Source organism: Pseudomonas sp. FeS53a (assembly GCF_000931385.1).
Lineage (GTDB): Bacteria > Pseudomonadota > Gammaproteobacteria > Pseudomonadales > Pseudomonadaceae > Metapseudomonas > Metapseudomonas otitidis.
This window is the reverse complement of the sequence record NZ_JYFT01000005.1, coordinates 87,539-113,837: the sequence shown is the minus strand read 5'-3', so window position 1 is coordinate 113,837 and position 26,299 is coordinate 87,539. Positions and strand designations below refer to the sequence as shown.

The following is a 26,299-nucleotide window of genomic DNA, read 5'->3' as shown; positions in this document are numbered from 1 at the left end:
CGTGTGCCTCGGTGTTGTCGTTATGCGGGGCGTCAGAGCAGTTGCAGCGGGTAGTCGATGATCACCCGCAGTTCGTTGTTGTCGGCGGTGTCGGCCCGGCCGACCTGGGCGGTGGAGCGGATGCTGGCCTGGCGCAGGCGGATGGAGAGGTCCTTGGCGCTGCCGCCCTGGACGACGTAGCCGAGTTCGATGTCCCGCTCCCAGCGCTTGCCGGCCTCGCCGTAGCGCTGGTAGGCGCTGGGGCTGCTGCGGTGGCTGTCGTCGATGTGGTCGCCCCGGATGTAGCGGCTCATGAAGCTGAGCCCGGGCACGCCGAAGGGGGCGAAGTCGAGGTCGTAGCGCACTTGCCAGGAGCGCTCGTTGGGGGCGTTGAAGTCGAGGACCTGCACGGAGTTGGCGAGGTAGATGGAGGTGCCGGGCTGGCGGTCGAAGCCGAGGTAGTCGAAGGGCTGGTCGCCGTTCACCCGCTGGTGCGCCAGGGTCAGGGCGTGGGCGCCGAAGCGGTAGCGGGCGGAGGCGGACCAGGCGATGGTGTCGATGCGGCCGGCCAGGCTGCGGCCCTGGTCGAGGGTGCGGTAGAAGCTGGCGTCGAGCGTGAGGGCCTGCTGGTCGGCCAGGTCGAGGCGCTGGCCGGCGCCGAGGTAGTACTGCCGCCAGATGTCCTCATAGCGCGAGGCGTAGGCGGACAGGTGAGTGGCGTCGCTGGGGGTCCACTGGCCGCCGAGGTAGTCGGCACGGCGGGTTTCCACCTGGGCGAACAGGGCCTTGAGGGCGCCGTCGCGGTTGGTGGAGTTGCCGTCGTTGCCGGCGGTGAAGTGCCCGGCCTCCAGCAGCAGGTTCTCCACCTCGCGGCTGCCGAGGGAGAAGCCGATGGGCATGGGGGCGAACAGCCGCGCGTTGCCAGTGCCGAACACGGGGTTCATGGGGGCCTGGCTGCCGTACTTCAGCTCGGTCCGGGAGACGCGCAGCTTGAGGGCGCCGCCGATTTCGGCCTGGCTGTCTTCGGGGCGGCCCCGGGAGTCGATCGGCAGCAGGTCGGTGCCGGTGCGGGCGCGGTTGCTGTCGAGCTTGAGGCCGAGGTTGGCGCAGGCGTCCAGGCCGAAGCCGACGGTGCCCTGGGTGTAGCCGGACTGGTAGTCGAGGGTGAAGCCGTGGGCCCACTCCTCGCGGTAGTTCTGCCCGCCCGGGTTGTTGAGCAGGTTGCGGTGGAAGTAGAAGTTGCGCTGGTTGAGCTGCAGGCGGCTGCCTTCGAGGAAGCCTTCGGGGCTGTCGGCGGCCATCAGCGGGGTGGCGGTGATGCCGCTCAGGAGCAAAGCGGCGCGGGCCAATCGCGGGGTGTTCATCTCATCGACCTCTTGTTGTGGTTATGGGTGAGAGGTGGAGGCGCCCGGGTGGGCGCCGGGTGCATGGGGTCAGGTCACCTGCTTGCGGGCCATGAAGCGCTCCTGGCGCCAGGCCTCGCTGTCGAGGATTTCGCCGAGGGTTTCGGCGGCGTCCCAGACGTCGACAAAGCGGGTGTAGAGGGGGGTGAAGCCGAAGCGCATGATGCGCGGCTCGCGGTAGTCGCCGACCACGCCCCGGTCGATCAGCGCCTGGATGATGGCGTAGCCCTCGGGGTGCTCGTAGCTGACGTGGCTGCCACGGCGGGCGTGCTCCAGGGGTGTGACCAGGGTGAGCGGGTGCTGGCCGCAACGGGCCTGCACCCGCTCGATGAACAGGTCGGTGAGGGCCAGGGACTTCTCCCGCAGGGCCTCCATGCTGGTGCGGGCGTAGACCTCGAGACCGCACTCGATCATGGCCAGGGAGGTGATCGGCTGCGTGCCGCAGAGGTAGCGGCCGATGCCGGGTGCCGGCTCGTAGGCGGGCTCCATGCCGAACTGGCGGGCGTGGCCCCACCAGCCGGACAGCGGTTGCCAGACCAGCTCGCGCAGGGCGGGGGCGACCCAGACGAAGGCCGGGGAGCCGGGGCCGCCGTTGAGGTACTTGTAGGTACAACCGATGGCGTAGTCGGCCTTGGCGGCGGTGAGGTCGATGGGCACGGCGCCGGCGGAGTGGCAGAGGTCCCAGATGGTCAGCGCGCCGCATTCGTGGGCCAGGGCGGTGAGGGCCTGCATGTCGTGCAGGTAGCCGGTCTTGTAGTTGACCTGGGTGATGAGGGCGACGGCGGTGTCGCTGCCGATGGCAGCGGGCAGCTCCTCGGGGGTGTCCACCAGGCGCAGGCTGTAGCCCTGCTGGAGCAGGTCGGCGAGGCCTTCGACCATGTAGATGTCGGTGGGGAAGTTGCTGCTCTCGGTGACGATGACCTTGCGCGAGGGGTCGCGCTGGGCCTGCACGCGCAGGGCGGCGACCAGCACCTTGAAGAGGTTGATGGAGGTGGTGTCGGTGATCACCACTTCGTCCTGGCCGGCGCCGATGAGGCCGGCGAGCTGGTTGCCCAGGCGCTCGGGCAGGCCACGCCAGCCGGCTTCGTTCCAGCTGCCGATCAGGCCGGTGCCCCATTCGTCCTCTACCACTTGCCGGGCCCGTTCGAGGGCGGCCTTGGGGCGCGCGCCGAGGGAGTTGCCGTCGAGGTAGATGACCCCTTCGGGCAGGGCGAAGGCGTCGCGCAGGGGCGCGAGGGCATCGCGGGCGTCGAGGTCGAGGCAGGCTTGTCTTGTTGTCATGGTCGGCTCCTAGGTCGACAGGCGACGCAGCACGGCACGGACCGGGCTGGCATCGAGTTGGGTGAACTTGAGCGGCAGGGCGATGAGTTCGTAATCGCCCTGGGGCACCTCGTCGAGCACCAGGCCTTCGAGGATCGCCATGCCGTGGGCGGCAACGGCGTGGTGGGCGTCGAGGGTCTTGCTGTGCTGGGGGTCGAGGGACGGGGTGTCGGTCCCCACCAGGCAGACGCCATGGGCGGCGAGCAGCGCGATGGCGTCGGCGGCGATGGCGGTGAAGGTGTCGGGCCAGCGGTCCTGCGGGGCGGCCAGGCAGGTGCGGATCAGCACCCGGGGCGGGACGCCGGCGAGRTGAGGCTGCAGGTGATGGGGCTCGACGAGGCCCTCGGCCTCCAGGCAATGGATCACGCGGCAGGGGCCGAGGTAGGGCGCGAGCGAGACGGCGCCGATGGCGGCACCGGCCGGGTCGTAGTGCAGCGGGGCGTCGGCGTGGGCGCCGGTGTGGGGCGAGAGGGTGATGCGCCCGACGTTGACCGGGCAGTGCGCGTCGATCTGCCAGGTGGCGTGCTGCTGGAAAGGGGTGTCGCCAGGCCAGGTGGGGGTCTGGCTGTTCAGGGGTGGGCTGATGTCCCACAGCAACGGCTCATTGCGCATGGTCTTTTCCTCGTTGGGCGAAAAAATCATGCTGCAAAGGCCTTCGAATTATCGTGCTATCTTTGCGACGCTTGCGTCATCCAGCCGCAGTAAATTCTATCAATCTTCATTTTCCTGAAATTTTATTCTCATGACCCTGGACAGCACCGATATCCGCATCCTCCACTGCCTGCAATACGACGGCCGGATCAGCAACCAGGAGCTGGCGGAACGGGTCTCGCTGTCACCGTCGGCCTGCCTGCGGCGTCTGCGCAACCTGGAGGACAGCGGCATCGTGCGGGGGTATCGACCGGTGCTGGACGCGGAGCGCCTGGGGGTGGAGCTGGAGGCGCTGGTGCATGTGTCCATGCGCCAGGACGAGGCGGACTGGCACGAGCGCTTCGTGGAGCAGCTGCAGGGCTGGCCGGAGGTGGTCAGCGCCTACATCGTGACCGGGGCGAGCAACTATGTGCTGCGGGTGCAGGCGCGCAACCTGAAGCAGTTCTCCGACTTCATCGTCACGCGCCTGAACCGGGCCCACGGGGTGACCGACATCCGTTCGGAAATCATCCTGCAGACGGTGAAGGAAGGCGGCGGCGCATTGGACCTGCTGCGCCGCTGACCCGCCCTACTCCGCTCACCCTTTGAGGAAGTGGGCGATCTGCTCGGCGGCAGCTTGAAGGTGCTCGGCGTGGGTATGACCGGACGCCTTGAGGGGCTTCAGGTCATGGTCCGCGGCTTCCAGCCAGTGCAGCTGGATGGCGTCGGAAAGGCAGTAGCCGGCGACGGTTTCGCGGTCGCCGAGGGCATCCCGCTCGCCCTGGACGATGAGGGTGCGGGTGCGCAGATCCGCCAGGTGCGCCACCCGGGGCTTCTCGGGTTTGCCGGCGGCGTAGAAGGGATAACCGAGGCAGACCAGGGCGTCGGCCTTCAGCTCATCAGCCAGCAGACTGGCCATCCTCCCGCCCATGGACTTGCCACCGATGGCCAATTGCCCCGTGACCTGCTGTCGCACCTGGGCATGCACATCCCGCCAGCAATCGAGCAATACGGCCTGCGGATTGGGGGGACGGCGACGCCCGTCTTCGCGCCTCGCAGCCATGTAGGGAAACTCGAAGCGCACGGTCGCAATGCCGCTCTGCGCAAGCCTCCGCGCCATTTCATCCATGAACGGACTGTCCATCGGCGCGCCTGCGCCGTGGGCCAGGATCAGGGTGCTATCAGTCGGGCCTGACGGCCTCTCCCACAGGAACATTCGGACTTCTCCGCTAGCTGTTGGCTGTTGATCCAGATCAATGGGGCAAAACAGGTGTTTAACCATGCTTTCGCGGCAATTCCTAAAAAACCGTGTACGGAAGCCCAAGCACATGAACACAGAAGTCAGTACCGCCTACAACTACAAGGTGGTCCGCCAGTTCGCCATCATGACGGTGGTCTGGGGAATCGTCGGGATGGGGCTCGGCGTTCTCATTGCCGCTCAGCTGGCCTGGCCGGAGCTCAATTTCAACCTTCCCTGGACCAGCTTTGGCCGCTTGCGCCCGCTGCACACCAACGCGGTGATCTTCGCCTTCGGTGGCTGCGCGCTGTTCGCGACCTCTTACTACGCCGTCCAGCGTACCTGCCAGACCCGCCTGGTGTCCGATGGCCTCGCGGCCTTCACCTTCTGGGGTTGGCAACTGGTGATCGTGCTCGCCGCGATCAGCCTGCCGATGGGCTGGACCAGCTCGAAGGAATACGCCGAGCTGGAATGGCCGATCGACCTGCTCATCACCGTCGTCTGGGTGGCCTACGCCATGGTGTTCTTCGGCACCGTGATGAAGCGCCGCACCAAGCACATCTACGTGGGCAACTGGTTCTTCGGCGGGTTCATCCTGACCGTGGCCATTCTGCACATCGTCAACAACCTGGAAATCCCGGTCACCCTGACCAAGTCCTACTCGCTGTATGCCGGTGCGACCGACGCCATGATCCAGTGGTGGTACGGCCACAACGCGGTGGGCTTCTTCCTGACCGCTGGCTTCCTGGGGATGATGTACTACTTCGTGCCGAAGCAGGCGGGCCGTCCGGTCTATTCCTATCGCCTGTCCATCGTGCACTTCTGGGCGCTGATCGCCGTCTACATCTGGGCCGGTCCGCACCACCTGCACTACACCGCGCTGCCGGACTGGGCCCAGTCCCTGGGCATGGTGATGTCCCTGATCCTGCTGGCTCCGAGCTGGGGCGGCATGATCAACGGCATGATGACCCTGTCGGGCGCCTGGCATAAGCTGCGCGACGATCCGATCCTGCGCTTCCTGGTGGTCTCCCTGGCCTTCTACGGCATGAGCACCTTCGAAGGCCCGATGATGGCCATCAAGACCGTCAACGCCCTCTCCCACTACACCGACTGGACCATCGGCCACGTACACGCCGGCGCCCTCGGCTGGGTTGCCATGGTGTCCATCGGCTCCCTGTACCACCTGATCCCGAAGGTGTTCGGTCGCGAGCAGATGCACAGCGTCGGCCTGATCAACGCGCACTTCTGGCTGGCCACCATCGGCACCGTGCTCTACATCGCCTCGATGTGGGTCAACGGCATCGCCCAGGGCCTGATGTGGCGTGCAGTCAACGAAGACGGCACCCTCACCTACTCCTTCGTCGAAGCGCTGGAAGCCAGCCACCCCGGCTTCGTGGTGCGCATGATCGGCGGCGCGATCTTCCTCTCCGGCATGCTGCTGATGGCCTACAACACCTACCGCACCGTCAAGGCCGCCAAGCCGGCCGAGTACGACGCCATCGCCCAGATCGCCTGAGGAGCCGATAGATGAAAAAGCATGAAGTCATCGAGAAGAACGTCGGCCTGATGGCGTTGTTCATGATCCTGGCCGTCAGCATCGGCGGCCTGGTTCAGATCGTCCCGCTGTTCTTCCAGGACGTGACCAACACCCCGGTCGAAGGCATGAAGCCCTACACCGCCCTGCAGCTGGAAGGCCGCGACATCTACATCCGCGAAGGCTGCGTCGGCTGCCACTCGCAGATGGTCCGTCCCTTCCGCGCCGAGACCGAGCGCTACGGCCACTACTCCGTTGCCGGTGAAAGCGTGTGGGACCACCCCTTCCTGTGGGGCTCCAAGCGGACCGGCCCGGACCTGGCCCGCGTAGGCGGCCGCTACTCCGACGACTGGCACCGTGCGCACCTGTACAACCCGCGCAACGTGGTGCCCGAGTCGAAGATGCCCGCCTACCCCTGGCTGGTCGAGCACACCCTGGACGGCAAGGACACCGCCGCCAAGCTCTCGGCCATGCGCACGCTGGGCGTTCCCTACACCGCAGAAGACATCGCCGGTGCCTCCGATGCCGTGAAGGGCAAGACCGAGATGGACGCCCTGGTGGCCTACCTGCAGGTGCTCGGCACCAGCCTGAAGAACAAGAGGTAAGTCATGGACATCGGAACGCTTCGCGGCCTGGGCACCCTGATGGTGCTGGTCGCGATGATCGGGGTTATCTGCTGGGCCTACAGCGGGCGCCGCAAGGCCGATTTCGACCAGGCCGCCCTGCTGCCCTTCGGCGACGACCTGCCAAGCCCGCAAGACCGGAATGATTCTAGGAGCACATTCGAATGAGCACTTTCTGGAGCTGGTACATCTCCCTGCTCACCCTGTTCACCCTGGTGGCGCTGCTCTGGCTGGTTTTCGCCACCCGCAAGGGCGAAGCCAAGGGCACGGTCGACAAGACCATGGGCCACAGCTTCGACGGCATCGAGGAGTACGACAACCCGCTGCCCAAGTGGTGGTTCATGCTGTTCGTCGGCACCATCATCTTCACCTTCGGCTACCTGGCGCTCTACCCGGGCCTGGGCAACTGGAAGGGCGTGCTGCCGGGCTATGACGACGGCTGGACCCAGGACAAGCAATGGCAGCGCGAAGTGGACAAGGCCAATGCGATGTACGGCCCGATCTTCGCCAAGTATTCGGCCATGCCGGTCGAAGCCGTTGCCCAGGATCCGCAGGCCCTGAAGATGGGCGGCCGCCTGTTCGCCACCTACTGCTCCATCTGCCACGGCTCGGACGCCAAGGGCGCCGTCGGCTTCCCGAACCTGGCCGACGACAGCTGGCGCTGGGGCGGCGACGCCGAGACCATCAAGACCACCATCCTCCACGGTCGCATGGCTGCCATGCCGGCCTGGGGCGAGGTACTCGGTGAGGATGGCGTCAAGAACGTGGCCGCCTATGTCCGCCAGGACCTGGCCGGCCTGAAGCTGCCGGAAGACGCCAAGGCCGACGTGGCCGCCGGCAAGGCCCTGTTCGCCAGCACCTGCGTGGCCTGCCACGGCCCCGAAGGCCATGGCACCCCGGCCATGGGCGCTCCGGACCTGACCAAGCCCGCCGCCTGGATCTACGGCTCCAGCCTGGCCCAACTGCAACAGACCATCCGTTACGGTCGTAACGGCCAGATGCCCGCCCAGGACCAGTACCTGGGTCAGGACAAGGTCCACATCCTGGCCGCCTACGTGTACAGCCTGTCCCGCAAGGGCGGCGACAAAGTCGCAGCGGAGTAACCCGAGACCGGCGACGCAAGGAGGCGTCGCCACACCGCCCGGCCCGAGAGGCGCCTGACGGAAGCCGCGCAAAGGCAGCCCGACGCAAGAAGGGCAAACCGGACACAGGGAGGTGTCCACCCCTCCTTATATATAGTGCGACGCGATGTCGCACCCGTTCCGACCAGTAGCCTTTCGCGAGTTGGACCTTGCACTAATATGGTCCGTAGTCGCCGCCCGGCATAACCACGAGGCGACTTTCCCCTCTCGAAAGCACTGGAACCGATCACTGGGAAACCACGGTCGGGACACCTGGCAAACAGGTTGGAAACCCTTTCCAGAGGGCTTGGAAAGCGGGTTTGTGACGGCATGTGTCGTTGCATTGCATACCCTCTTTCTCCATACTTGCCGCCGCTTTTTTGTCCCGAAAAACTCCATTAACCGTGGAACCCCTAGCATGAGCACAGCAATCAGTCAGACTGCTTATAACTATAAGGTGGTCCGCCAGTTCGCCATTATGACGGTGATCTGGGGGGTCATTGGGATGGGTCTAGGCGTGTTCATTGCCGCACAACTCGTGTGGCCGGAACTCAACCTGAACCTTCCGTGGACCAGCTTCGGCCGTCTGCGTCCCTTGCATACCAACGCGGTGATCTTCGCCTTCGGTGGTTGCGCCCTGTTCGCCACGTCCTACTACGTGGTACAGCGCACCTGCCAGACTCGCCTGATCTCCGACACTCTCGCCGCGTTCACCTTCTGGGGTTGGCAAGCGGTGATCGTGCTGGCGGTCATCACCCTGCCGCTGGGCTACACCTCCTCCAAGGAGTACGCCGAGCTGGAATGGCCGATCGACATCCTGCTGGCAGTGGTCTGGATCACCTACGCGCTCGTGTTCTTCGGCACCGTGATCAAGCGCAAGACCAAGCACATCTATGTCGGTAACTGGTTCTTCGGGGCCTTCATCCTGGTTACCGCGATGCTGCACATCGTCAACAGCATGGAAATCCCGGTCACCCTGACCAAATCCTACTCGCTGTATGCCGGTGCGACCGACGCCATGATCCAGTGGTGGTACGGCCACAACGCGGTGGGCTTCTTCCTGACCACCGGCTTCCTGGGGATGATGTACTACTTCGTTCCGAAGCAGGCCGAGCGTCCGATCTACTCCTACCGCCTGTCCATCGTGCACTTCTGGGCGCTGATCACCCTGTACATCTGGGCCGGTCCGCACCACCTGCACTACACCGCACTGCCGGACTGGGCGCAGTCCCTGGGCATGGCCATGTCCCTGATCCTGCTGGCTCCGAGCTGGGGCGGCATGATTAACGGCATGATGAGCCTGTCCGGTGCCTGGCATAAGCTGCGCTCCGACCCCATCCTGCGCTTCCTCGTGGTGTCCCTGGCGTTCTACGGCATGTCGACCTTCGAAGGCCCGATGATGGCCATCAAGACCGTCAACGCCCTCTCCCACTACACCGACTGGACCATCGGCCACGTACACGCTGGTGCCCTCGGCTGGGTGGCGATGATCTCCATCGGCTCGCTCTACCACCTGATCCCGAAGGTGTTCGGTCGCGAGCAGATGCACAGCGTCGGCCTGATCAACGCCCACTTCTGGCTGGCTACCATCGGTACCGTGCTGTACATCGCCTCCATGTGGGTCAACGGCATCACCCAGGGTCTGATGTGGCGCGCAGTCAACGAAGACGGCACCCTCACCTACTCCTTCGTCGAAGCCCTTGAGGCCAGCCACCCGGGCTACCTGGTGCGCATGATCGGCGGTGCCTTCTTCGTGACCGGCATGCTGCTGATGGCCTACAACACCTTCCGTACCGTACGCGCCGCCAAGCCGGCCGAGTACGATGCGGCTGCCCAGATTCCGCAAGGAGCTCACTAATGAAGCAACACGAATTAGTCGAGAAGAACGTCGGTCTGCTGGCACTGTTCATGGTGATCGCCGTTAGCATCGGCGGTCTCGTGCAGATCGTCCCGCTGTTCTTCCAGGACGTGACCAACACCCCGGTCGAAGGCATGAAGCCTCGCACCGCGCTGGAGCTGGAAGGCCGCGACATCTACATCCGCGAAGGCTGCGTTGGCTGCCACTCGCAGATGGTTCGCCCCTTCCGCGCCGAGACCGAGCGCTACGGCCACTACTCCGTTGCCGGTGAAAGCGTATGGGACCACCCCTTCCTGTGGGGCTCCAAGCGGACCGGCCCGGACCTGGCCCGCGTAGGCGGCCGCTACTCCGACGACTGGCACCGTGCGCACCTGTACAACCCGCGCAACGTAGTGCCCGAGTCGAAGATGCCTGCCTACCCCTGGCTGGTTGAGAACAAGCTCGACGGCAAAGACACCGCTGCCAAGATGCAAGCGCTTCGTACCCTCGGCGTCCCCTACACCGACGATGACATCGCCGGCGCACGTGACGCGGTCAAGGGCAAGACCGAGATGGACGCACTGGTGGCGTTCCTTCAGGGTCTGGGCACCTCGATCAAGAACAAACGGTAAGCACGATGGATATCCAGACTCTCCGCGGGCTGGGAACCATCCTGGTGTTCGTCGCCTTCATCGGCGTCGTCCTCTGGGCCTACAACGGCAAGCGCAAGAGCAGCTTCGACGAAGCTGCCAACTTGCCCTTCGCCGATGACAAGCCGGCGGACACCAAGCGCGACGACGAAGCTTCTAGGAGTAAGAGCGAATGACCACGTTCTGGAGTTGGTACGTAACCCTCCTGACCAGCGCCACCCTGGTGGCACTGGCGGTGCTGATCTTTGCCACCCGCAAGGGCCAGCGCCAGGAAACCACCGAAGAAACCCTCGGCCATGCCTTCGACGGCATCGAGGAATACGACAACCCGCTGCCCAAGTGGTGGTTCATGCTGTTCGTCGGCACCCTCGTGTTCGCCGTCGGCTACCTGGTCCTGTACCCGGGCATGGGCAACTGGAAAGGCATCTTCCCCGGCTATAACGAAGTTGCCGAAGGCAAGCCCTTCGCCAACGGCGAAAGCGGCTGGACCGGTGTCCACCAGTGGGAAAAGGAAATGGACAAGGCCGATCAGCAATACGGCCCGCTGTTCAAGAAATACGCCGCCATGCCCATCGAGGAAGTGGCCAAGGACGAGAAAGCCCTGAAAATGGGTGGTCGTCTCTTCGCCTCCAACTGCTCGGTGTGCCACGGCTCCGACGCCAAGGGCTCCTACGGCTTCCCGAACCTGACCGACGCCGACTGGCGCTGGGGTGGCGAGCCCGAAACCATCAAGGCCACCATCCTCGGTGGTCGTCACGGCGTGATGCCGGCCTGGGGCGAAGTGATCGGCGAGCAAGGCGTTCGTGACGTCGCTGCGTTCGTGCGCAAGACCCTGGATGGACGCGACCTGCCGAAGGACGCCAACGCCAACCCGGAAAACGGCAAAGCCATCTTTGCTGCCAACTGCGTGGCCTGCCACGGTCCGGAAGGCAAGGGCACCCCGGCCATGGGCGCTCCGAACCTGACCCACCCCAACGCGTTCATCTACGGCAGCAGCTTTGCCCAACTGCAGCAGACCATCCGCTATGGTCGCCAGGGCATGATGCCGGCGCAGGAAGAACACCTGGGCAACGACAAGGTCCACCTGCTGGCCGCCTACGTGTACAGTCTCTCCCACAAGGGTGCGACCGAAGCCGAAGGCAAATAAGCAGTACCTATGCCCGCCATGCGCGACGCACTGTCGCACATGGCGGGCAGCTATCAGGCGTACCATATGTGATGTGGCACTAAGATCCCGTTCGGCAAGCACTGATCGGGGCAAGCCAAACAGCCGTGGTACGAGATAGATGAGCGAACAGATCCCCGTCCAGAACATTACCCCTCCCCCGGCAAAAGGCGGTCAAAGCACCGACCTCTACGCCAGCCGCGAAAAGATCTACACCCGAGCCTTCACCGGCCTCTTCCGCAACCTGCGAATGGCAGGGGGCGCCTTCCTCTTCCTGCTCTACTTCGGCACCGTCTGGCTGACCTGGAACGACCGACAGGCCGTCTGGTGGAACCTGCCGGAACGCAAGTTCTACATCTTCGGCGCCACCTTCTGGCCCCAGGACTTCGTCCTCCTGTCCTGGCTGCTGATCATCTGCGCCTTCGGCCTGTTCTTCATCACCGTGTTCGCCGGCCGTGTCTGGTGCGGCTACACCTGCCCGCAGAGCGTGTGGACCTGGATCTTCATGTGGTGCGAGAAAGTCACCGAGGGTGACCGCAACCAGCGCATGAAGCTCGACAAGGCCCCCGCCAGCGCCAACAAATTCCTACGCAAGTCGGCCAAGCACAGCCTCTGGCTGCTGATCGGCTTCGTCACCGGCCTGACCTTCGTCGGCTACTTCACCCCCATCCGCGACCTGATGACCGACCTCTTCACCGGCAACGCGGACGGCTGGGCCTACTTCTGGGTCGGCTTCTTCACCCTGGCCACCTACGGCAACGCCGGGTGGTTGCGCGAGCAGGTGTGCATCTACATGTGCCCCTACGCCCGCTTCCAGAGCGTGATGTTCGACAAGGACACCCTGATCGTTTCCTACGACCCGCGTCGCGGCGAATCCCGCGGTCCGCGCAAGAAGAACGTCGACTACAAGGCCCAGGGCCTGGGCGACTGCATCGACTGCACCATGTGCGTGCAGGTCTGCCCCACCGGCATCGACATCCGTGACGGCCTGCAGATCGAGTGCATCGGCTGCGCCGCCTGCATCGACGCCTGCGACAGCATCATGGAGAAGATGAACTATCCCAAGGGGCTGATCAGCTACACCACTGAACACAACCTGAACGGCCAGCAGACGCACCTACTGCGTCCCCGCCTGATCGGTTACGCTGCCGCCCTCGTCGCGATGATCAGCCTGTTCGGCTATGCCGTCAGCGCTCGTTCCCTGGTGGAACTGGACGTCATCAAGGACCGGGTGCTCTATCGCGAAAACGAGCAAGGCCGCATCGAGAACGTCTACACCCTGAAGATCATGAACAAGGCCCAGAAGGACATCGACTTCGTGCTCGAAGCCGACGGCCTGGATGGCCTGGTCTACGAGGGCAAGCGCGAAGTGCGTGCCGAGGCAGGCGAAGTCCTGTCCGTACCGGTGGAACTGTCCATCGACCCGGACAAGCTGCCGTCCAGCACCAACACCATCGTCTTCCGCGTCCGCGCGGTGGATGACGCCAGCATCGAGAACGACGCCGACAGCCGCTTCATCGGCCCCAGCGTCCGCTAGAACGGGAATACCATGCAGTCCGAAGCCCCAAGCCCCTGGTACAAGCAACCCTGGCCGTGGTTCATCCTCGGCATCCTCGGCACCTCCGTGGTGCTGGGAACCACCATGCTGGTAGTCGCCATCAAGAACCCGCCGAGCCTGGTGGCAGACAACTACTACGAGGTCGGCAAGGGCATCAACACCTCCCTGGAGCGCGAGAACCTGGCCCAAAGCCTGGGCATGCGTGCCGAGGTCCGCTTCGACAACGGCAGCGGCGAGGTCGAGGTCCGCCTCGATGGCAAGAGCCAGCCCCAGCACCTGGTGCTCAGCCTCCTCTCCCCTACCCAGCCCGAGAAGGATCGCCGTGTCGTGCTCCAACCCAAGGCACCCGGTCTCTACACCGGGCACCTGGAAGACGACGTTGGCGGCCGCCGCTTCGTCGAGCTGATCGGTCAGGAAGACGGCCAGGACTGGCGCCTCTTCGAAGAGGAAAACCTTGAGGCGGGTGGCGTAACCCAGCTCGGCGAATAAGCCCCGCCCATGCCCGCCCCACTCAACTGCTACCACTGCGGCTTGCCGGTTCCCGCCGGCAGCCCTTACGAGGCCCTCGTGCTGGGAGAGACGAGGGCCATGTGCTGTCCAGGGTGCCAGGCCGTGGCCGAAACCATTGTCGCCGGCGGCCTGGAAAGCTACTACCGCCATCGCAGCGAGACCGCCGCCAACCCAGATGCCCTCCCCGGCGTCCTGCCGGACGAACTGGCCCTGTTTGACCGCGCGGACGTCCAGCAACCCTTCGTCCAGCACGAAGGCGAACTCAGCGAGACCAGCCTGCTCATCGAAGGCATCAGTTGCGCCGCCTGCGGCTGGCTGATCGAGAAGCACCTGCGGGGCCTGCCAGGCGTTGCCGAAGCGCGCCTCAACCTGTCCAACCACCGGCTCCAGGTGCGCTGGGCCGATAGCCAGATCCCCCTCAGCAGCCTGCTCAAGGAGCTGCGCCGCATCGGCTATGCCGGCCATCCCTACAAGGCCGATGAAGCCGCCGAGCGACTCGCCACCGAGAACCGCCGCGCCATGCGCCAACTGGGCGTCGCCGGCCTGCTGTGGATGCAGGTGATGATGGCCGCGATGGCCACCTGGCCCGAATTCAACATCGACCTGACGCCGGAGCTGGACAAGATCCTGCGCTGGGTCAGCCTGTTCCTCACCACGCCCATCGTCTTCTACTGCTGCGGCCAGTTTTTCCGCGGCGCGCTCAGGGACCTGCGCACCCGTCACCTGAGCATGGACGTCTCCGTGTCCCTCGCCATCGGCGGCGCCTACGTGGCCGGTATCTGGTCGACGGTCACCGGCACGGGCGAGCTGTACTACGACGCCGTGGGCATGTTCGCCCTCTTCCTCCTGGCCGGCCGCTACCTCGAACGCCGTGCCCGCGAGCGAACGGCCGCCGCCACCGCCCAACTGGTCAACCTGCTGCCCGCCTCCTGCCTGCGGCTGGATGACACCGGACAAGGCCAGCGCATCCTCCTCGACGAGTTGAAGCTGGGCGACCGCGTCCTGGTGCCTCCGGGCGCCCTGATGCCGGCCGACGGCGTGATCCTGGAAGGCCGCTCCAGCGTTGACGAATCCCTGCTCACCGGCGAGTACCTGCCCCTGCCGCGCAACCCGGGCGATGCCGTCACTGCCGGCACGCTCAACGTCGAAGGGCCACTGACCCTCGAAGTCCAGGCCCTGGGCGACAAGACCCGGCTGTCCGCCATCGTGCGCCTGCTGGAACGCGCCCAGGCCGACAAGCCGCGCCTCGCCGAACTGGCGGACAAGGTCGCCCAGTGGTTCCTCATCTTCGTCCTGCTGGCGGCCGCCGTAGTCGGGCTGATCTGGTGGGAAATCGACGCCTCCCGCGCCTTCTGGGTCGTGCTGTCGCTGCTGGTCGCCACCTGCCCCTGCGCCCTGGCCCTGGCCACACCCACCGCCCTCACAACCGCCACCGGCAGCCTGCACAAGCTCGGGCTCCTGCTGACCCGGGGCCATGTGCTGGAAGGGCTGAATCACATCGACACCGTGATCTTCGACAAGACCGGCACCCTCACCGAGGGCCGGCTGACCCTGAGCGCCATCCACCCCCTCGCGAGCCTGGACGGCGACGCCTGCCTGGCCCTGGCCGCTGCACTCGAGAACCGCTCCGAACACCCCATCGCCCGCGCCTTTGGCCGTGCGCCGGTGGCCGCCGACGAAGTGCGCAGCATCCCCGGCAAGGGGCTTGAAGGCCTCGTGGAGGGGCGTCGCCTGCGCATTGGCCAGGCCGACTTCGTCGCCGAACTTGGCGGCTGGGCAGCGCCCGCCATTCCCGGCCAGCAGGGCCAATGGCTGCTACTGGGCGATGACACCGGCCCACTGGCCTGGCTGGTGCTCGATGATCGCCTGCGCGATGACGCCCCGCTGCTGGTGGAGGCCTGCAAGGCCAAAGGCTGGCGGATCATGCTGCTGTCCGGCGACAGCTCACCGATGGTCGACGAGATCGCCCGCCAGCTCGGCATCGACGATGCACGCGGCGGCCTCAGCCCGGACGCCAAGCTGGCCGTGCTGCGGGACCTGCACCAGCAAGGCCGGCGTGTGCTGATGCTGGGCGACGGCGTCAACGACGTCCCCGTCCTCGCCGGTGCCGACATCAGCGTTGCCATGGGCAGCGCCACCGACCTGGCCAAGACCAGCGCGGATGCAGTGCTGCTCTCGAACCGGCTGGAAAGCCTGGTCCAGGCGCTGTCGGTCGCCTCGCGCACCCGCCGCATCATCATCCAGAACCTGGCCTGGGCGACGCTGTACAATGGCAGCGTCCTGCCATTTGCCGCACTGGGCTGGGTCACCCCGCTCTGGGCCGCCTTCGGCATGTCGGTCAGCTCACTGCTGGTCGTGATCAACGCCCTTCGGCTGGCGCGCACCTAGCGGCCAGCCCGGCATCCTCCGCCCTGACCTGACAACGAGACTCCCGATGCCTGCGCTCTACATCCTCATTCCCGTCGCCATCGGCCTGGTGGGCTTCGCCATCTGGCTGTTCTTCTGGGCAGTGGACAGCGGCCAGTACGACGACCTCGACGGCCCCGCCCACAGCATCCTCTTCGATGATGAAGACCCCAGCCACAAGGCAGGTATCGCAGAGGCGGACGAAGCCGAAAACGCCGAGCAGGACAAGGACCGCGACGGTGCCTGAACTCGCCCCACAACTGGTGTCGGCACTGATTCTCGGCCTGCTGGGCGGTGGTCACTGCATCGGCATGTGCGGCGGCCTGATGGGGGCTCTGACCCTGGCCATCCCACCGGAGCAGCGCGCCCGCCGACTGCGCCTGCTGCTGGCCTACAACCTCGGACGCATCCTCAGCTACGCCACGGCCGGCCTGCTCATCGGCCTGGCCGGCTGGGCCGTGGCCAACAGCCCGGCAGCACTGGCAATGCGCGTGGTGGCCGGCCTGCTGCTGGTGTGCATGGGCCTCTACCTGGCCGGCTGGTGGAGCGGCCTGACCCGCATCGAAGCACTGGGGCGCGGCCTCTGGCGCCACATCCAGCCCGTGGCGAGCCGCCTGCTGCCGGTCTCCACACTGCCCCGCGCCCTGCTGCTCGGCGCGCTCTGGGGCTGGCTGCCGTGCGGCCTGGTCTACAGCACCCTGCTCTGGTCGGCGAGCCAGGGTTCGGCCAGCGACAGCGCGCTGCTCATGCTCGCCTTCGGCCTCGGCACCTGGCCGGTGCTGCTGGCAACGGGCCTGGCCGCTGAACGCCTGACCGCCCTGCTGCGCAAGCGCGGTATCCGCATCGCCGGCGGGGTGCTGGTAATGCTGTTCGGCATCTGGACGTTTCCCGGTCCGCACCAGCACTGGTTGATGGGGCACTAAGCCCCCTGTAGAACCGCTCAACCCCATGCGGCGGGGCTCTGCGACAGCATGACTCAGATCAACAAGCCATGGCCGGGCGGCACCTAGACTCGCGCCACTGACTGCTGATCCTGGATTGCCCGCATGCTCGACGATATCCGCTGGGACTCCGGCCTGATCCGCCGCTACGACGCGGCAGGCCCCCGCTACACCTCCTACCCCACAGCCGTGCAATTCAACGATCGCATCGGCTCCTTCGACCTGCTGCACGCCCTGCGCGACAGCCGCAAGGCGCAGCGCCCGCTGTCGCTTTACGTCCACGTCCCGTTCTGCGCGAACATCTGCTACTACTGCGCCTGCAACAAGGTCATCACCAAGGACCGGGGCCGCGCCCTCCCCTACCTGGAGAAGCTCGAGCGCGAGATCGAACTCATCGCCTGCCACCTCGACCCGCAGCAACGGGTGGAACAACTGCACTTCGGCGGCGGCACCCCCACCTTTCTCAGCCATGACGAGCTGCGCCGCCTGATGGGCCATCTGCGCAAGCACTTCAACCTGCTGGACGACGACTCGGGTGACTACGGCATCGAGATCGACCCGCGCGAAGCCGACTGGTCCACCATGGGCCTGCTGCGTGAGCTGGGCTTCAACCGCGTCAGCCTGGGCGTGCAGGACCTCGACCCGTCCGTTCAGCTCGCGGTAAACCGCCTGCAGAGCCTGTCCGAGACACGCGGCATCATCGAAGCGGCCCGGACCCTGCAGTTCCGCTCGGTGAACATCGACCTGATCTACGGCCTGCCGCGACAGACTCCGGAGAGCTTCGCCCGCACCGTCGCAGAGGTGATCGCACTGCAACCCGACCGCCTCTCGGTCTTCAACTACGCCCACCTGCCGGAACGCTTCATGCCACAGCGGCGCATCCGCAGCGAAGAGCTGCCCAGCCCGGCCCACAAGCTGGAAATGCTCCAGGGCAGCATCGAGCAGCTGACCCGGGCCGGCTACCGCTACATCGGCATGGACCACTTCGCCCTGCCCGACGACGAACTCTCCATCGCCCAGGAGGACGGCCGCCTGCAACGCAATTTCCAGGGCTACACCACCCATGGCCACTGCGACCTCATCGGCCTGGGCGTCTCTGCCATCAGCCAGGTCGGCGACCTTTACTGCCAGAACGACAGCAACCTCAACACCTATCAGGAAACCCTCGGCGCCGATCAGCTGGCCACTCGCCGGGGCCTGTCATGCAATGAGGACGACCGCATCCGCCGCGCCGTGATCCAGCAACTGATCTGCGAGTTCGAACTGGACTTCGAGATGATCGAATCGCGCTACAACATCGAGTTCAGGGGGTACTTCGACGCCGTGTGGCCCCAGCTCGAAGCCATGGCGCGGGACGGACTGATCAGCCTCACCGATCGCCGCATCGACATCCAGCCCACCGGCCGACTGCTGGTGCGCTCGGTGTGCATGCTGTTCGACCACTACCTCACCCCGGAAACCACCCAGCGTTTCTCCCGGGTGATCTGAAGAAACCCGCCCCGAACGGGGCGGGCCTTTGACTCACTTCATGGCCAGGCTCATCGCCTTGACCGACTGCTCATCGCTGAGCTTCGACTCCTTCATTGCCTTGCGCAGGTTGACCAGCGCCGTGGTCAGCGCGGAGTTAAGGCTGGCCAATTCGCCACGCAGTTGTTGCTGACGCAGCTTGCGGGTTTCCTCGTCCAGGCTGCTGTCCGTCGCCACCTCCTGCAGCTCCTTCTGCTTCTCCTGCACCTGCTCCCGCAAGCGGCGGATCATCTTGAGGATCTGCTTGATGACATCCGGCAGGCCGCTCTCGTCGATGTCATCGTTCTTGCCCGTCCCTTCGGAACGCGCCACCCCTTCCTTGGAGAGGCTTACCTTCACACCGGGCTGCTCGGAAGCAGTGGCACTGCCGGCTGCCTTGGCCTCTTCCGTCTGGGCCGGGTCCTGCGCACCCTCGGCCTTGGCGCTACGGAGCGCCGTCGCATGCTGGCTGGAGAAGGGCCAGCCGGAAATGTCGATCCTCATGACATGCACTCCCTCGTAATCACGCCAGGTTTTCGGCACTGCACGGATGAACTTGAGTCGTTTCGCAGGAGGCGTTTTTCTGGCCCTCGGCCCCCGGCCTGCGTTACCCTTACGCCTTCTACGTGTTTGCCATGAAGGAAACCTGGATGTCCGAGATCATCAAGGCGCGCAACCTGCCCCAGGCCCACTGCAAGGACTGCAGCCTCGCCGCCCTGTGCCTGCCCCTTTCGCTGAACATGGAGGACATGGACTCGCTCGACGAAATCGTCAAGCGTGGCCGCCCCCTGAAGAAAGGCGACTTCCTGTTCCGCCAGGGCGACACCTTCGAGTCGGTATTCGCCGTGCGTTCCGGCGCCCTGAAGACCTTCGGCCTGACCGACTCGGGTGAAGAGCAGATCACCGGCTTCCACCTGCCCAGCGAACTGGTCGGCCTGTCCGGCATGGACACCGAGCTGTACCCGGTTTCCGCCCAGGCCCTGGAGACCACCTCGGTCTGCGAGATCCCCTTCGAGCGCCTCGACGAGCTGTCCGTCCAGCTGCCGCAACTGCGCCGCCAGCTGATGCGCGTGATGAGCCGCGAGATCCGCGACGACCAGCAGATGATGCTGCTGCTCTCCAAGAAGACCGCCGACGAGCGCATCGCCACCTTCCTGGTCAACCTGTCAGCCCGCTTCCGCGCCCGTGGTTTCTCGGCCAACCAGTTCCGCCTGGCCATGTCGCGCAACGAGATCGGCAACTACCTCGGCCTGGCGGTTGAGACCGTCTCCCGCGTGTTCACCCGCTTCCAGCAGGGCAACCTGATCGCCGCCGAAGGCAAGGAAGTCCACATCCTCGACCCCATCGAGCTCTGCGCCCTCGCCGGCGGCAGCATCGAAGGCTGATCCACCGTGCCGGCGCCCGTCGGCACGTTCTTCCTCTCCCCTCCTCCAGCAGGCTGTTGCGATGAACTTCGACGCCCTCGATATCAAGACCCTGATCCGTCCCGTGGTGGACTTCCCCAAGCCCGGCGTGGTGTTCCGCGACATCACCCCGCTCTTCCAGTCCCCACGCGGCCTGCGCCTGGTGGTGGATAGCTTCGTCCAGCGTTACGTGGAGGCGGACTTCAGCCACATCGGCGCCATGGACGCCCGGGGCTTCCTGATCGGTTCGATCGTCGCCTACGCCCTGAACAAGCCCCTGGTGCTGTTCCGCAAGCAAGGCAAGCTACCAGCCGATGTGCTCGCCGAGGGCTACCAGACCGAATACGGCGAAGCCTTCCTCGAAGTGCACGCCGACAGCCTGTGCGACGGCGACAAGGTCCTGATCTTCGATGACCTGATCGCCACCGGCGGCACCCTGCTCGCTGCCGCCAGCCTCGTACGCCGCATGGGCGCCAGGGTGGTAGAGGCCGCTGCCATCATCGACCTGCCGGAACTGGGCGGCTCCGAGCGCCTGCAGGACGCCGGCATTCCCACCTTCGCCCTCACCGCCTTCCGCCTCGACGAAAAGTAATCGCCCTCCGGGCCGTCCTCGCGCGGCCCGTCTTCCCACCTCCGCATCCCCTCCCCTACGGCTCAGCCCATCACGACCCGCCGAAAGTTGGTCCGCGCCAGCGGGCAAAACCTGCGTTAATCCTCAACAGTTACATCGATCAATGACACAGTCGAACGTGTCACCAAAAGCCAGACAACAACATGGGACGGCTCCCAATCGAGAGGATCCACGCATGACCACCGCAACCGCCAACCTGCCCAAGGCCAACTTCCCCGTCCGCCGCATGGACTTCAGCTTCGCCAGGACCCAGAAGTACTGGTGGAGCGGTGATCCCTTCATGAGCCACTTCATGAACAACCTGTCCTCGCTGTTCCCCTATGGCGAGAAGTTCTTCGTCGACAGCGTGCGCGCCGTCCGCGACCAGATCAGCGACCCGCAGCTGCAGAAGGACATCAGCGCCTTCATCGGCCAGGAGGCGATGCACTCCAAGGAGCATGCCACCTACAACGATTACGCCGCCGAGCACGGCATCGATCTGGAGCGCCTGGAGTTGCGCATCAAGGTACTGCTCGAGTGGGTCACCCGCTTTACCACCAAGAAGCATCGCCTCGCCATAACCTGCGCCCTGGAGCATTTCACCGCCACCATGGCCGAGCAGTTGCTGCGCCGCGAGGACCTCAGCACCCAGATGGACGACACCCGGATGTACCAGCTGTGGATGTGGCACGCCGTCGAAGAGAACGAACACAAGGCCGTGTGCTACGACGCCTACATGGCGGTCGGTGGCGGCTACTTCGAGCGCGTCATCACCATGGCACTCACCAGCGTGATGTTCATCGGCGTGATCGGCGCCTTCCAGTTCCACCTGCTGCGCAAGGACGGCCAACTGTTCAACCTGCGCAGCTGGGCCCGCGGCCTGAAGACCCTGTTCGGCCCACGCACCGGCTACTTCCCGCGCATGATCAAGCCCTACCTGGACTACTACCGTCCTGGCTTCCACCCCTTCGACCACGAAACCAAGGCCCTGGAAAGCCGCTGGAAGGAACGCCTCGGCTTCACCGGCTGAGCCACCGTCCGCCCATGAAAAAGCCCGGCATCGCCGGGCTTTTTCGTCTCAGCGCAAGCCACTCAGAGACCCATCGCCTCCAGGCTCTGCAACACCGCTGCACCGGTGAACAAGTAGAGAATCTGCTCCTCCGCCTCCTGGCGAATCTCCGCCTGCCGCTCGGGCTCGCCGATGAAATCCAGGGACATCTGAAACAGGTTGCGACTGATCAGGCTGGAGACCCGCCGCACCACCCCCTCGCTCACCTGGGCCGGCAGCAGGCGGAACTCGATGATGTCCTCGGCCATGTCCTCGGCGAACTCGTCCATCACCTGCCGCAGCGCCTCGCGCAGTACCGGCGAGGCACCGTGCAATTCGCGCACACCGATGATGAAGGCCTCGGCGTGCCCCGCCACGAAATCGAAGAACAGATCCACCGTCTCGTGACAGACCCGCCGCCCCCGCCCCATGTCGATGCCCAGCAACTGTGGCGATGCCGGCCCGCTCGCCTGCACCGCACGCTCCGCGGCCTCGCGGCGCAGGTCGCGCAGAGGTTGGCGCAGCTCGCTGGAAATGCTGCGGATGATCGCCAGCCCCAGGTCATCCACGTCCTTGAAGTGGCGATAGAAGGTGTTGGGGTTGAGCCCCGCCTCGCGCGCCAGCTCGCGCAGGCCCAGGCTGCTCAGGCTGCGGCTCTGGGACGACAGCCGCAGCGCCGCCTCCATCAGCAGGCGCTTGCCGGGGGCGGGAGGGGGGCGATCCGGAGCCAGCTGCTCCTCATCGACCACTGAATCCATGTCTGGCCCTACCTTAGGTTGGTTGTCCGGGAATGGCTTGCTGGCGAGTATACAGATGTCTACATTGGTATACAGCTGTATACGCGAAAACAATCATAACAGGAGCCTCTCCATGAACGCGCCCGTCACGCCCACACCCCCTGCCCGTCACTGCAAGATCGCCATCATCGGCTCCGGCTTCTCCGGCCTCGGCATGGCCATCCGCCTCAAGCAGACCGGCGAGAACGACTTCCTCATGTTCGAGAAAGAGGCCGGCGTCGGCGGCACCTGGCGGGTCAACAACTACCCGGGCTGCGGTTGCGACGTGCAATCCCACCTCTATTCCTTCTCCTTCGAGCCGAACCCGGAATGGACACGCATGTTCGCCAAGCAGGGCGAGATCAAGGCCTACCTGGAGCGCTGCTGGGAGAAGTACCGCCTGCAGGACAAGACCCTGCTGGAAACCGAGATCAAGCGCCTGGCCTGGAGTGACGAGCAGGAGATCTGGCGGATCGAAGACGCTGCCGGCAACCACTACACCGCACAGTTCGTGGTGTCCGGCATGGGCGCCCTGTCCACCCCCTCCATTCCCCACCTGCCGGGCATGGAGAACTTCACCGGCAAGAGCTTCCACTCCCAGCAGTGGGACCACGACTACGACCTCACCGGCAAGCGTGTCGCCGTGATAGGCACCGGCGCCTCCGCCATCCAGTTCGTCCCGCAGATCCAGAAACAGGTCGCCCACCTCGACCTCTACCAGCGCACCGCCCCCTGGGTGATGCCCAAGCCGGACCGCGCCATCAGCGAGCGCGAGCGTAACCGCTTCCGCAGCTTCCCCCTGGCGCAGAAGCTCTGGCGCGGCCTCATCTACACCGTGCTGGAAAGCCGCGTGGTCGGCTTCGCCCTGACCCCCAAGGTGATGAAGCTCGCCGAGCTGTATGCCAAGCACTACATCAAGCGCAAGATCAACGACCCCGCCCTGCGCGCCAAGGTCACGCCCGACTACACCATGGGCTGCAAGCGCGTGCTCATCTCCAACGACTACTACCCGGCCCTCAACCAGCCGAACGTCGACGTCATCACCGACGGCATCCAGGAGATCCGCGCCAACAGCATCGTCACCCGTGACGGCCAGGAGCGCACCGTGGACGCCATCATCTACGGCACCGGCTTCACCCCCAGCGACCCGCTGCCACGCGGCGTGGTGTTCGGCCGGGGCGGCGTCGACCTGCTCGACACCTGGCCGCAAGGTCCGGAGGCCTACAAGGGCACCCTCACCGCCGGCTTCCCCAACCTGTTCTTCCTCATGGGCCCCAACACCGGCCTTGGCCACAACTCCATGGTCTACATGATCGAATCGCAGATTCACTACGTGCTCGGCGCCCTCGACCTGCTCAAGACCCGCCACCTGCAGAGCCTGGAGGTCAAGCGCGACGTCCAGGACCGCTTCAACGGCAAGCTCCAGGGCAGCCTCGGCAACACCGTGTGGAACGCCGGCGGCTGCATGAGCTGGTACATCCACCCGGTCAGCGGCCGCAACTGCACTGTCTGGCCCGGCTTCACCTGGCGCTTCCGCCTGCTGACCCGCAACTTCGACCCCGCCGCCTACCACTTCAGCCGGCAACAGCCGGTCCACGCCGGCCAGGGGCCCCTGGCCTTCCAGAACGCCGCCCCGCAGGAGGTGACCGCATGAAGTCCTTCGAGAACAAAGTGGCCGCCATCACCGGCGCCGGCTCCGGCATCGGCCGCGCCCTGGCCTACGCCCTCGCCCGCCAGGGCTGCCACCTGGCCCTGTCCGACGTGAATGTCGAAGGCCTGGCGGAAACCGCAGAGCAGGCCCGCAAGCTCGGCGTCACCGTCACCCACACCCTGGTCAACGTCGCCGACCGCGAAGCCATGCACGCCTGGGCCGACCAGGTGGTGCTCGACCATGGCCGCGTCAACCTGATCTTCAACAACGCCGGCGTCGCCCACGCCGGCACCGTCGAAGGCAGCGACTACGCCGAGTACGAATGGATCATGAACATTAATTTCTGGGGCGTGATGCACGGCACCAAGGCCTTCCTGCCGCACATCAAGGCCACCGGCGAAGGCCACGTGGTCAACGTCTCCAGCGTGTTCGGCCTGTTCGCCCAGCCGGGCATGAGCGCCTACAACGCCACCAAGTTCGCCGTGCGCGGCTTCACCGAAGCCCTGCGCCAGGAGCTGGACATGGAAGGCTGCGGCGTCTCCGCCAGCTGCGTGCACCCCGGTGGCATCAAGACCAACATCGCCAAGACCGCGCGCATGAACGCCAGCCTCGCCCGCGTCACCGGCCAGGAGGCCGACCAGGCCCGCAAGCAGTTCAACGACCAGCTGCTGCGCACCACCCCCGACAAGGCCGCCTCGGTGATCCTGCGCGGCGTGCTGCGCGACAGCCGACGCATCCTCATCGGCGCCGACGCCTGGGCCCTGGACGGCATGCAGCGCCTGCTGCCGACCCTCTACCAGCGCCTGGTCACCACCTCCATGCGCCTGGCCGCCCGCTTCGCCCCCAAGCCCCGCAACCGCGAACGGGAGGCGCAGAACCTGGCTGACTGATGCCCCACGGCTGCCGGGGCAGCAATGCCCCGAACGCCAAGCGAGCACCCACAAAAAAGGGAGGCCCCAGGCCTCCCTTCTTCATTCACCGCACGCTCAGAGGGCGGCGATGGCAGCCGCGTAGTTCGGCTCGTCGGCGATCTCGGCGACCAGCTCGCTGTGCAGCACCTTGTCGTTCTCGTCCAGCACCACCACGGCGCGGGCGGCGACGCCGGCCAGGGGGCCGCTGGAGATGGCCACGCCATAGTCCTTGAGGAACTGGGCGCCGCGCATGGTGGACAGGTTGATCACGTTCTCCAGGCCTTCGGCACCGCAGAAGCGGCTCTGGGCGAACGGCAGGTCAGCGGAAATGCACAGCACCACGGTGTTGGCCAGCTTGCTGGCTTCCGCGTTGAACTTGCGCACGGAGGTGGCGCAGGTCGGGGTGTCCACGCTCGGGAAGATGTTCAGCACCTTGCGCTTGCCGGCCAGGCTGGCCAGGGTCACGTCGGCCAGGTTGCTGCCAACCAGGCTGAACGCCGGCGCCTGGGCGCCCTTGGCCGGCAGTTGGCCGTCGACGGAAACCGGGTTGCCCTTGAGGGTTACTTGAGCCATTTGGATTGTCCTTCTTAGTGATGGGTTGTACGGCACAGCAAGTTGGAGGCCGCAGGATAATGAATTCCGACCGGCAAGTCAGACTTTCGATCACCCACGGCCATGGCGCTGGCTCCCACGCGGCTCAGGTGGCCTCGCGGAGCACGTCCAGCAGCGGTTGCAGGGAGTAGCCCAGGCGCGGCGCCAGGGCTTCGGCGCGGGCACGAAGGGCCGCCTGGTCGAGGCGCTGGTCCAGATCGGCCGGGATGATCAGCACCACATTGCCCTCCTTCACCGGGCACTCCCAGTAGTGACGGTGGAACAGCCCGCGCAGCAGCGCAGCCCCCAGCGGGCGGCCATCGTCACCGGCCCACTGGTTGATCACCAGCCAGCCGCCCGGGTTGAGGCGCTTCTGGCAGTCCTCCAGGAAGCGCCAGGCCAGGTGGCCGACGCCCGGGCCGGTGTCGGTGTAGAGGTCGACGAAGATCAGGTCGGCCGTCTCGGTCGTCGGCAGCAGCTCCAGGGCATCGCCGATCCGCACCGTCAGGCGCGGGTCGTCGTCCAGCCCCAGGTACTCCATGGCCAGGCGCGGCACGTCCGGGCGCAGCTCCACCACTTCCACGTCGTCCAGCGGCAGGAACTTCATGCACGCCTGGGTCAGGGTGCCGGCGCCCAGGCCGAGGAACAGCGCGCTCTCCGGCGCCTCGTGGCACAGCGCCCCCACCAGCATGGCGCGGGTGTAGTCGTACTCCAGCCAACTGGGATCGGCGGTGAAGACACAGCTCTGCTCCACCGCCTCGCCGAATTCGAGGAAGCGGTAGTCGCCCACTTCCAGTACCCGGATCACGCCGAAGGCATCGTGCACCTCGGCGAGCAATCGCTCCTCGCGCATCCCCTCTCCCCACGCCCCGTGACAATTCGCACCAGG

The 26,299-nt window shown here is 65.6% G+C and carries 28 protein-coding genes; 20 read left to right on the top strand and 8 right to left on the bottom strand.

All coding sequences use genetic code 11. The features are described from left to right. Window positions 1-32: 32 nt before the first annotated feature. The 3 genes from SZ55_RS02010 to kynB form a co-directional block, all read right to left on the bottom strand. Window positions 33-1,343: an OprD family porin gene (locus SZ55_RS02010; RefSeq protein WP_082078116.1), complete on the bottom strand. Its 1,311-nt coding sequence runs from the start codon at window positions 1,341-1,343 to the stop codon at window positions 33-35. A 69-nt stretch (window positions 1,344-1,412) separates the two neighbouring features. Continuing rightward, window positions 1,413-2,663, bottom strand: coding sequence for a kynureninase (kynU, locus tag SZ55_RS02005; RefSeq protein WP_044400458.1), 1,251 nt, complete (start codon window positions 2,661-2,663; stop codon window positions 1,413-1,415). 9 nt (window positions 2,664-2,672) lie between these two features. Then, window positions 2,673-3,314, bottom strand: a complete 642-nt coding sequence (gene kynB, locus SZ55_RS02000; RefSeq protein ID WP_044400456.1) for an arylformamidase — start codon at window positions 3,312-3,314, stop codon at window positions 2,673-2,675. A 130-nt stretch (window positions 3,315-3,444) separates the two neighbouring features. Between kynB and SZ55_RS01995 the strand changes: the two genes are divergently transcribed. Then, entirely contained in the window at window positions 3,445-3,915 is a 471-nt protein-coding gene (locus tag SZ55_RS01995; protein WP_044400452.1) for an Lrp/AsnC family transcriptional regulator, read from the top strand. A gap of 15 nt (window positions 3,916-3,930) precedes the next feature. Here SZ55_RS01995 and SZ55_RS01990 read toward each other — a convergent pair whose 3' ends face one another. Next, window positions 3,931-4,548, bottom strand: a complete 618-nt coding sequence (locus SZ55_RS01990) for an alpha/beta family hydrolase (protein WP_044400450.1) — start codon at window positions 4,546-4,548, stop codon at window positions 3,931-3,933. A 112-nt stretch (window positions 4,549-4,660) separates the two neighbouring features. Between SZ55_RS01990 and ccoN (SZ55_RS01985) the strand changes: the two genes are divergently transcribed. The 14 genes from ccoN (SZ55_RS01985) to hemN all read left to right on the top strand — a co-directional run bounded on the left by ccoN (SZ55_RS01985) (window position 4,661) and on the right by hemN (window position 18,402). Beyond that, the gene (gene ccoN, locus SZ55_RS01985; protein ID WP_044400448.1) at window positions 4,661-6,085 is read left to right on the top strand and encodes a cytochrome-c oxidase, cbb3-type subunit I; all 1,425 of its coding nucleotides are present in this window, start codon (window positions 4,661-4,663) and stop codon (window positions 6,083-6,085) included. A gap of 11 nt (window positions 6,086-6,096) precedes the next feature. Then, window positions 6,097-6,708, top strand: coding sequence for a cytochrome-c oxidase, cbb3-type subunit II (ccoO, locus tag SZ55_RS01980; protein WP_044400446.1), 612 nt, complete (start codon window positions 6,097-6,099; stop codon window positions 6,706-6,708). A 3-nt stretch (window positions 6,709-6,711) separates the two neighbouring features. Beyond that, window positions 6,712-6,894: a CcoQ/FixQ family Cbb3-type cytochrome c oxidase assembly chaperone gene (locus tag SZ55_RS01975; RefSeq protein ID WP_044400444.1), complete on the top strand. Its 183-nt coding sequence runs from the start codon at window positions 6,712-6,714 to the stop codon at window positions 6,892-6,894. Further along, window positions 6,891-7,829, top strand: a complete 939-nt coding sequence (gene ccoP, locus SZ55_RS01970) for a cytochrome-c oxidase, cbb3-type subunit III (protein WP_044400442.1) — start codon at window positions 6,891-6,893, stop codon at window positions 7,827-7,829. Before SZ55_RS01975 ends, ccoP (SZ55_RS01970) begins: the two co-directional genes overlap by 4 nt. 436 nt (window positions 7,830-8,265) lie before the next feature. Further along, window positions 8,266-9,705, top strand: a complete 1,440-nt coding sequence (gene ccoN / locus SZ55_RS01965; RefSeq protein ID WP_044400440.1) for a cytochrome-c oxidase, cbb3-type subunit I — start codon at window positions 8,266-8,268, stop codon at window positions 9,703-9,705. Continuing rightward, window positions 9,705-10,316, top strand: coding sequence for a cytochrome-c oxidase, cbb3-type subunit II (ccoO, locus tag SZ55_RS01960; RefSeq protein WP_044400438.1), 612 nt, complete (start codon window positions 9,705-9,707; stop codon window positions 10,314-10,316). Before ccoN (SZ55_RS01965) ends, ccoO (SZ55_RS01960) begins: the two co-directional genes overlap by 1 nt. Before the next feature lie 5 nt (window positions 10,317-10,321). Continuing rightward, window positions 10,322-10,510, top strand: coding sequence for a CcoQ/FixQ family Cbb3-type cytochrome c oxidase assembly chaperone (locus SZ55_RS01955; RefSeq protein WP_044400436.1), 189 nt, complete (start codon window positions 10,322-10,324; stop codon window positions 10,508-10,510). Then, window positions 10,507-11,481, top strand: a complete 975-nt coding sequence (ccoP, locus tag SZ55_RS01950; RefSeq protein ID WP_044400434.1) for a cytochrome-c oxidase, cbb3-type subunit III — start codon at window positions 10,507-10,509, stop codon at window positions 11,479-11,481. The genes SZ55_RS01955 and ccoP (SZ55_RS01950) overlap by 4 nt, the downstream gene beginning before the upstream one ends. 139 nt (window positions 11,482-11,620) lie before the next feature. Beyond that, on the top strand, window positions 11,621-13,036 hold the full coding sequence (gene ccoG, locus SZ55_RS01945) for a cytochrome c oxidase accessory protein CcoG (RefSeq protein WP_044400433.1): 1,416 nt from the start codon (window positions 11,621-11,623) through the stop codon (window positions 13,034-13,036). Between the two features lie 12 nt (window positions 13,037-13,048). After that, entirely contained in the window at window positions 13,049-13,546 is a 498-nt protein-coding gene (locus tag SZ55_RS01940) for a FixH family protein (RefSeq protein ID WP_044400431.1), read from the top strand. Window positions 13,547-13,555: 9 nt separating this feature from the next. Beyond that, complete coding sequence (locus SZ55_RS01935; RefSeq protein ID WP_044400429.1) at window positions 13,556-15,955, top strand: heavy metal translocating P-type ATPase; 2,400 nt, start codon at window positions 13,556-13,558, stop codon at window positions 15,953-15,955. 46 nt (window positions 15,956-16,001) lie between these two features. Beyond that, window positions 16,002-16,220, top strand: coding sequence for a cbb3-type cytochrome oxidase assembly protein CcoS (gene ccoS, locus SZ55_RS01930; protein ID WP_044400426.1), 219 nt, complete (start codon window positions 16,002-16,004; stop codon window positions 16,218-16,220). After that, on the top strand, window positions 16,213-16,896 hold the full coding sequence (locus SZ55_RS01925) for a sulfite exporter TauE/SafE family protein (RefSeq protein ID WP_044400423.1): 684 nt from the start codon (window positions 16,213-16,215) through the stop codon (window positions 16,894-16,896). Before ccoS ends, SZ55_RS01925 begins: the two co-directional genes overlap by 8 nt. A 123-nt stretch (window positions 16,897-17,019) precedes the next feature. Beyond that, window positions 17,020-18,402 (top strand): oxygen-independent coproporphyrinogen III oxidase, encoded by a 1,383-nt coding sequence (gene hemN / locus SZ55_RS01920; RefSeq protein ID WP_044400420.1) that lies wholly within the window; start codon window positions 17,020-17,022, stop codon window positions 18,400-18,402. 33 nt (window positions 18,403-18,435) lie between these two features. On the opposite strand, the gene SZ55_RS01915 is transcribed toward hemN, so the two are convergent. Next, entirely contained in the window at window positions 18,436-18,924 is a 489-nt protein-coding gene (locus SZ55_RS01915; protein ID WP_044400417.1) for a hypothetical protein, read from the bottom strand. Between the two features lie 146 nt (window positions 18,925-19,070). Between SZ55_RS01915 and fnr the strand changes: the two genes are divergently transcribed. From fnr to SZ55_RS01900, 3 genes are all read left to right on the top strand, one after another. Continuing rightward, on the top strand, window positions 19,071-19,805 hold the full coding sequence (fnr, locus tag SZ55_RS01910; RefSeq protein ID WP_044400414.1) for a fumarate/nitrate reduction transcriptional regulator Fnr: 735 nt from the start codon (window positions 19,071-19,073) through the stop codon (window positions 19,803-19,805). A 61-nt stretch (window positions 19,806-19,866) separates the two neighbouring features. Next, window positions 19,867-20,415 (top strand): adenine phosphoribosyltransferase, encoded by a 549-nt coding sequence (locus SZ55_RS01905; RefSeq protein WP_044400411.1) that lies wholly within the window; start codon window positions 19,867-19,869, stop codon window positions 20,413-20,415. A 214-nt stretch (window positions 20,416-20,629) separates the two neighbouring features. Beyond that, on the top strand, window positions 20,630-21,463 hold the full coding sequence (locus tag SZ55_RS01900) for a metal-dependent hydrolase (RefSeq protein WP_044400408.1): 834 nt from the start codon (window positions 20,630-20,632) through the stop codon (window positions 21,461-21,463). Window positions 21,464-21,525: 62 nt separating this feature from the next. Here SZ55_RS01900 and SZ55_RS01895 read toward each other — a convergent pair whose 3' ends face one another. Next, window positions 21,526-22,239, bottom strand: coding sequence for a TetR family transcriptional regulator (locus SZ55_RS01895; protein ID WP_152644421.1), 714 nt, complete (start codon window positions 22,237-22,239; stop codon window positions 21,526-21,528). A 112-nt stretch (window positions 22,240-22,351) separates the two neighbouring features. On the opposite strand from SZ55_RS01895, the gene SZ55_RS01890 reads away from it, so the two are divergent. Both SZ55_RS01890 and SZ55_RS01885 read left to right on the top strand, forming a co-directional pair. Continuing rightward, the gene (locus SZ55_RS01890; protein WP_044400405.1) at window positions 22,352-23,911 is read left to right on the top strand and encodes a flavin-containing monooxygenase; all 1,560 of its coding nucleotides are present in this window, start codon (window positions 22,352-22,354) and stop codon (window positions 23,909-23,911) included. Next, window positions 23,908-24,798 (top strand): SDR family NAD(P)-dependent oxidoreductase, encoded by an 891-nt coding sequence (locus SZ55_RS01885; RefSeq protein ID WP_044400402.1) that lies wholly within the window; start codon window positions 23,908-23,910, stop codon window positions 24,796-24,798. The genes SZ55_RS01890 and SZ55_RS01885 overlap by 4 nt, the downstream gene beginning before the upstream one ends. Window positions 24,799-24,894: 96 nt before the next feature. On the opposite strand, the gene tpx is transcribed toward SZ55_RS01885, so the two are convergent. Together tpx and SZ55_RS01875 are read right to left on the bottom strand one after the other, a co-directional pair. Beyond that, window positions 24,895-25,392: a thiol peroxidase gene (gene tpx, locus SZ55_RS01880; RefSeq protein WP_044400399.1), complete on the bottom strand. Its 498-nt coding sequence runs from the start codon at window positions 25,390-25,392 to the stop codon at window positions 24,895-24,897. Window positions 25,393-25,516: 124 nt separating this feature from the next. After that, window positions 25,517-26,263 (bottom strand): spermidine synthase, encoded by a 747-nt coding sequence (locus tag SZ55_RS01875; RefSeq protein ID WP_044400397.1) that lies wholly within the window; start codon window positions 26,261-26,263, stop codon window positions 25,517-25,519. Window positions 26,264-26,299 lie beyond the last annotated feature (36 nt).